This window comes from Bartonella sp. AP36NXGY (assembly GCF_042195865.1).
Taxonomy (GTDB): Bacteria; Pseudomonadota; Alphaproteobacteria; order Rhizobiales; family Rhizobiaceae; genus Bartonella.
Genome location: NZ_JBHIPD010000154.1, coordinates 1 through 546 on the forward strand (window position 1 = coordinate 1; position 546 = coordinate 546).

A 546-nucleotide genomic window follows, 5' to 3' on the forward strand; every position below is an offset into this window, starting at 1 on the left:
TGGCACGCGAAAATCTGAAACTTTCCCTACAATACCTTTCATGTTTTCTTTTGGTATCGTCCATATATTTTTGTCAATTTGTTCAAGGCGCAAATAGCGCAATGGATACGACCGTACTCCAGTCAAAATCAAGAGCTTCAGTGCTAAATTTGAAAGGATCTTATCATCCAAGCTTTGATAAAATGCCGGAACCTCTTGCCATGGCATAGCAGGAATATTTGTTGATGTCGCACGTGGTTTTCCTAAAAGCGCGCGTGCCTTCATACAAGCCTGTAGATCAACATCTAAACCAAGAGCCGCAGCATATTTCAAACAAATATTGATACGGTTAAGTGCTTTTCGCGCTGTGTCTGCTTTTTCATGCCAAAGGGGTGCGAGAACATTGCGAATGATATTGGCTGTTAATTTTTCTATAGGTAAATTACCTATGTGTGGAATAACGTGCAACTCTAGTGGAGAAAACCAGCGGCCGTTTTTACCTTCATTTTTCAACTCTGCTTTTTTGCTTTCAAAAGCCGCTTTTGCAATTTCTTGAAAAATATTGCT

1 protein-coding gene is annotated in these 546 nt (G+C 39.9%); it reads right to left on the bottom strand.

Annotated elements, in window-relative coordinates:
• The coding region (locus ACFINX_RS10405) for a tyrosine-type recombinase/integrase (RefSeq protein WP_375668833.1) at positions 1 to 546 on the bottom strand (546 nt) is incomplete at both ends.